Source organism: Marinicella meishanensis, from assembly GCF_019931145.1.
GTDB classification, from domain to species: Bacteria; Pseudomonadota; Gammaproteobacteria; order Xanthomonadales; family Marinicellaceae; genus Marinicella; species Marinicella meishanensis.
In genome coordinates, this window is sequence record NZ_JAIOUV010000013.1 from 1 (window position 1) to 6,298 (window position 6,298).

Sequence of the window (6,298 nt, forward strand, 5' to 3'; positions counted from 1 at the left end):
ACAACCCCGCGTCAGTACTGGTTTTGCGCTGAGTTGTTTGGCTGTGGTTAGGAATTAATTTCATTAATTTGTCACAAAGGGGTTTACATTGTCGAATGGGTCGCTATAATTCGCATCCTCTTGATGAGACCGGGATGGTTTTGTTGGGTTTTCAAAGTGCGGTGAGGTGGTTGAAAAATTATTTCATTTGATTTGAAAAAAACGCTTGCAAAGGATGGATTATGGGCGATAATACGCAGCCCTCACAAGTGAGGGAAACAGGAAGTGAGAAAGCGGCCGATTGATTTGGATGAAAGTTCAAAAAAAGCTTGCCAAGCCGGACGAAATGGCGATAATATCGGATCCCTTCCCGAACGAAATGTTGGGGGGTTAAATTGAGTAAATTAAAAAGTAATAGATAACTTGTGTGGGCACTTGGTGAAGCTGTATTTAAGGTACAACGACAAGTGACCATAATTAGAATCACGTAATTTTTTTGATAATAAGTTAGTGGTCAAACTGGTGGCATCGTAACTGATGTTGCCGCAATAAATTAGGTCTGGATTTATCTTGTATAGATTTGGATCGACAAATTAATTGAAGAGTTTGATCCTGGCTCAGATTGAACGCTGGCGGTATGCCTAACACATGCAAGTCGAACGGTAACAGAGAGGAGCTTGCTTCTTTGCTGACGAGTGGCGGACGGGTGAGTAACGCGTGGGAATCTACCTGATAGTTGGGGATAGCCCGGAGAAATCCGGATTAATACCGAATAATATCTACGGATGAAAAGGTGCCTCTGCTTGCAAGCACTTGCTAACAGATGAGCCCGCGTTAGATTAGTTAGTTGGTGGGGTAATGGCCTACCAAGACGACGATCTATAGCTGGTTTGAGAGGATGATCAGCCACATTGGGACTGAGACACGGCCCAGACTCCTACGGGAGGCAGCAGTGGGGAATATTGGACAATGGGCGCAAGCCTGATCCAGCAATACCGCGTGTGTGAAGAAGGCCTTCGGGTTGTAAAGCACTTTTATGTGGGAAGAAGGTGCAGAGGTTAATAGCTTTTGTATTTGACGGTACCACAGGAATAAGCACCGGCTAACTCCGTGCCAGCAGCCGCGGTAATACGGAGGGTGCGAGCGTTAATCGGAATTACTGGGCGTAAAGGGTACGTAGGCGGCTTGATAAGTCAGATGTGAAATCCCCGGGCTTAACCTGGGAACTGCATTTGAAACTGTCTGGCTAGAGTGAGTGAGAGGTTAGTGGAATTCAAGGCGTAGCGGTGAAATGCGTAGAGGTCTTGAGGAACATCAGTGGCGAAGGCGACTGACTGGCACTACACTGACGCTGAGGTACGAAAGCGTGGGGAGCGAACAGGATTAGATACCCTGGTAGTCCACGCCCTAAACGATGAGGACTGGCTGTCGGCGCTATAGACGCGTCGGTAGCGAAGCAAACGCGTTAAGTTCTCCGCCTGGGGAGTACGGCCGCAAGGTTGAAACTCAAAGGAATTGACGGGGGCCCGCACAAGCGGTGGAGCATGTGGTTTAATTCGATGCAACGCGAAGAACCTTACCATCCCTTGACATCCTCAGAATGATCTGTAATCGATCAGTGCCTTCGGGAACTGAGTGACAGGTGCTGCACGGCTGTCGTCAGCTCGTGTCGTGAGATGTTGGGTTAAGTCCCGCAACGAGCGCAACCCCTATCTATAGTTGCCAGCACGTAAAGGTGGGAACTCTATAGAGACTGCCGGTGATAAGCCGGAGGAAGGTGGGGACGACGTCAAGTCATCATGGCCCTTACGGGATGGGCTACACACGTGCTACAATGGTGCATACAGAGGGTTGCCAACCCGCGAGGGGGAGCTAATCTCAGAAAGTGCATCTTAGTCCGGATTGCAGTCTGCAACTCGACTGCATGAAGTCGGAATCGCTAGTAATCGCGAATCAGCTACGTCGCGGTGAATACGTTCCCGGGCCTTGTACACACCGCCCGTCACACCATGGGAGTGGGTTGCTCCAGAAGTGGCTAGTCTAACCTTCGGGGAGACGGTCACCACGGAGTGATTCATGACTGGGGTGAAGTCGTAACAAGGTAGCCGTTGGGGAACCAGTGGCTGGATCACCTCCTAAAAGAATACCTTGGTACAATTTCTACCGGGTGTCCACACAAGTTATCTAACTATAGTATGAAAAGCATAACACCTATAATGGGGCTATAGCTCAGCTGGGAGAGCACTTGATTTGCATTCAAGAGGTCTGCGGTTCGATCCCGCATAGCTCCACCAGTTTATACCGATTGTGGCAGCCTTTGAGGGATTAAGTTTCTGTGGTTGCGCGGTTATTTTTGCTTTGAACAAGGCGCTCGCCAGAGTGAAGGAAGGAGCATGCATCAGGCATGTGACTGACTGAGCGACAAGAGCAACGATGGGCAAAGTAAAAAGAACAAGCAAGCGGGTCTGTAGCTCAGTTGGTTAGAGCGCACCCCTGATAAGGGTGAGGTCGCTGGTTCAACTCCAGCCAGACCCACCAATTTTGCTTTTAACGTCGTCAGCGCATTGCTCACGTATTTTTAATACGCTTCGCAATCAGCTTCCTTGTTAAAACCAAAATGTATTGGATGTTATGAATGAAGAATCTTTATATAAGCAGCGGTGCTTGTATAAGGATTTTTTTTCGGGGCCGAGACGGTTTCGATCGCAGGAGCGACATGCTTGTACTTTAACAATTTGGAATATGAGTCTGAAGTGATCGTGATGAGCGATCATTTCTACAAATCAATCAATTTTGATTTGAGTCAATGGCGTCTTGAAATGAATTTTTAGTGTATAGGATTGGTTGTGTCACCTTTGGTGATGTGATTGATCTTAAAAATCGTAATTTATGTAAGAAGAGACCAGCGGGACAGTGCGAACTGTTCCAGATCCATGTTATGAGCGGGATTGTGTGGCCCCAGATTTTTTGGGGTTATATGATCAAGTGAATAAGCGTATGTGGTGGATGCCTTGGCGGTAGGAGGCGATGAAGGACGTGTAAGTCTGCGATAAGCTGTGGTTAGCTGACACGAAAGCGCATAACCCACAGATTTCCGAATGGGGAAACCCAACCTTTTAAGGTTATCATCAGGCTGTAAGGCTTGGTGAGGCGAACCCGGAGAACTGAAATATCTAAGTACCCGGAGGAAAAGAAATCAACCGAGATTCCGCAAGTAGCGACGAGCGAACGCGGACTAGCCCAAAAGTCTCATAGTTTTTAGCAGAATGGTTTGGAAAAGCCAACCGAAGGAGGTGATAGTCCTGTATGCGAAAGAGATTATGAGATGAATGTGAGTAGGGCGGGGCACGTGAAACCCTGTCTGAATATAGGTGGACCATCATCTAAGGCTAAATACTCCCTACCGACCGATAGTGAACCAGTACCGTGAGGGAAAGGCGAAAAGAACCCCTGTGAGGGGAGTGAAATAGACCCTGAAACCGCATACGTACAAGCAGTCAAAGCCGGATTTAGTCCGGTGATGGCGTACCTTTTGTATAATGGGTCAGCGACTTAATTTCAGTAGCAAGCTTAAGCGAGTAGTGTAGGCGAAGGGAAACCGAGTCTTAATAGGGCGTATAGTTGCTGGGATTAGACCCGAAACCGGGCGATCTATCCATGGCCAGGTTGAAGGTCGGGTAAAACCGACTGGAGGACCGAACCCACTTATGTTGAAAAATGAGGGGATGAGCTGTGGATTGGAGTGAAAGGCTAAACAAGCCCGGAGATAGCTGGTTCTCCCCGAAAACTATTTAGGTAGTGCCTTATGTATCACTTGCGGGGGTAGAGCACTGTTATGGCTAGGGGGTCACACCGATCTACCGTCCCATGGCAAACTCCGAATACCGCAAAGTGCAATCATAGGAGACAGACTGCGGGTGCTAACGTCCGTAGTCAAGAGGGCAACAACCCAGACCGCCAGCTAAGGTCCCAAAATCACCACTCAGTGGGAAACGAAGTGGAAAGGCCCAGACAGCCAGGAGGTTGGCTTAGAAGCAGCCACCCTTTAAAGAAAGCGTAATAGCTCACTGGTCGAGTCGGTCTGCGCGGAAGATTTACCGGGGCTAAGTGGTGTACCGAAGCTGCGGATGCATGTTTACATGCATGGTAGGGGAGCGTTCTGTAAGCCTGTGAAGGTGTGTTGAGAAGCATGCTGGAGGTATCAGAAGTGCGAATGCTGACATGAGTAACGATAAAGGGGGTGAAAAACCCCCTCGCCGGAAGTCCAAGGTTTCCTCGTGCAACGTTAATCGGCACAGGGTGAGTCGGCCCCTAAGGCGAGGCAGAAATGCGTAGTCGATGGGAAACAGGTTAATATTCCTGTACTTTTATACACTGCGATGGAGTGACGGAGAAGGCTAGGTTATCCGGGCGATGGTTGTCCCGGTCCAAGCGTTTAGGCAGTCAACTTAGGAAAATCCGGGTTGGCAATGCTGAGGCGTGATGGGGAGTCCAATAGCGGACGAAGTAATCGATGCCATGCTTCCAGGAAAACCTTCTAAGCATAGGTGTATGAGAACCGTACTGCAAACCAACACAGGTGGACAAGATGAGAATTCTAAGGCGCTTGAGAGAACTCGGGTGAAGGAACTAGGCAAAATGGTACCGTAACTTCGGGAGAAGGTACGCCCCTATAGGTTCAGAGCTAATGGGGGCCGCAGAGACCAGGTGGCTGCGACTGTTTATCAAAAACATAGCACTATGCAAACACGAAAGTGGACGTATATGGTGTGACGCCTGCCCGGTGCCGGAAGGTTAATTGATGGGGTTATCTTCGGAGAAGCTCTTGATCGAAGCCCCGGTAAACGGCGGCCGTAACTATAACGGTCCTAAGGTAGCGAAATTCCTTGTCGGGTAAGTTCCGACCTGCACGAATGGCGTAACGACGGCCACACTGTCTCCACCCGAGACTCAGTGAAATTGAAATAGCTGTTAAGATGCAGTTTACCCGCGGCTAGACGGAAAGACCCCGTGAACCTTTACTATAGCTTCACAGTGGACTTTGATTAGATATGTGTAGGATAGGTGGGAGACACCGAAGCGTGAGCGCCAGCTTGCGTGGAGTCGTCCTTGAAATACCACCCTTGTGTAATTGAAGTTCTAACCTAGGCCAGTTATCCTGGTCGGGGACATTGTGTGGTGGGTAGTTTGACTGGGGCGGTCTCCTCCCAAAGAGTAACGGAGGAGCACGAAGGTGCGCTAAGTACGGTCGGACATCGTACGGTTAGTGTAAAGGCAAAAGCGCGCTTGACTGCGAGACTGACAAGTCGAGCAGGTACGAAAGTAGGTCTTAGTGATCCGGTGGTTCTGTATGGAAGGGCCATCGCTCAACGGATAAAAGGTACTCCGGGGATAACAGGCTGATACCGCCCAAGAGTTCATATCGACGGCGGTGTTTGGCACCTCGATGTCGGCTCATCTCATCCTGGGGCTGAAGCCGGTCCCAAGGGTATGGCTGTTCGCCATTTAAAGAGGTACGCGAGCTGGGTTCAGAACGTCGTGAGACAGTTCGGTCCCTATCTGCCGTGGGCGTTTGAGATTTGAGGAAAGCTGCTCCTAGTACGAGAGGACCGGAGTGGACGAACCTCTGGTGTTCGGGTTGTCACGCCAGTGGCATTGCCCGGTAGCTATGTTCGGACGGGATAACCGCTGAAAGCATCTAAGCGGGAAGCCTCTTCCAAGATGAGATCTCACTGACTCCTTGAGAGTCCTGAAGGGCCCTTGAAGACTACAAGGTTGATAGGCTGGGTGTGGAAGTGCAGTAATGTATGAAGCTAACCAGTACTAATTGCCCGTGAGGCTTGATCATATAACACCCAAGAAATTTGGCCATGAAGATGGCAGTTATGTGATCCGTTTCATAACAAGGTTAAATCTCTTTTTAAGTGATTACGATTTGATGACACGTTCATCAAGGCGCATTGACCCATAAGATCATTGATTGATCGATTCATATTCCAAACATCAGTCTTATAGACTCCAGTCTATAAGCAACCAGTTTTCTGGTGACAACAGAGCCATAGACCCACCTGACCCCATCTCGAACTCAGCAGTGAAATGTGGCATCGCCGATGGTAGTGTGGGAGTTCCCATGTGAGAGTAGGACATCGCCAGAATCTTACAAGCAAGAAAAAGCCTCAACGTTTGTTGGGGCTTTTTTTTGGCCTGAAAAAAGTCATCTGATCTCAAGGCCACCGAGCCTGTTAGGTGTGTCTGTTATGGTGATTGATTCTTAAGCCTTGATGTGGCTTCGACGGGCTCAGCCGGCTTGATTGGTGGG

Annotated in this window: 2 tRNA genes and 3 rRNA genes; all 5 read left to right on the forward strand. The window is 49.2% G+C overall.

The annotated features are described in order from the left end of the window. The first annotated feature begins 573 nt into the window (after positions 1 to 573). Positions 574 to 2,118, forward strand: a 16S ribosomal RNA gene (locus K7G70_RS17800). A gap of 79 nt (positions 2,119 to 2,197) precedes the next feature. Further along, positions 2,198 to 2,273 (forward strand) — tRNA-Ala (locus K7G70_RS17805). A gap of 167 nt (positions 2,274 to 2,440) precedes the next feature. Next, positions 2,441 to 2,517: transfer RNA gene (locus tag K7G70_RS17810), tRNA-Ile, on the forward strand. Between the two features lie 441 nt (positions 2,518 to 2,958). Further along, a 23S ribosomal RNA gene (locus K7G70_RS17815) occupies positions 2,959 to 5,827 on the forward strand. A gap of 192 nt (positions 5,828 to 6,019) precedes the next feature. Beyond that, positions 6,020 to 6,134: ribosomal RNA gene (gene rrf / locus K7G70_RS17820) — 5S ribosomal RNA — on the forward strand. Together the 16S, 23S and 5S rRNA genes with 2 tRNA genes alongside form the textbook arrangement of a ribosomal RNA operon. The last annotated feature ends 164 nt before the right edge of the window (positions 6,135 to 6,298 follow it).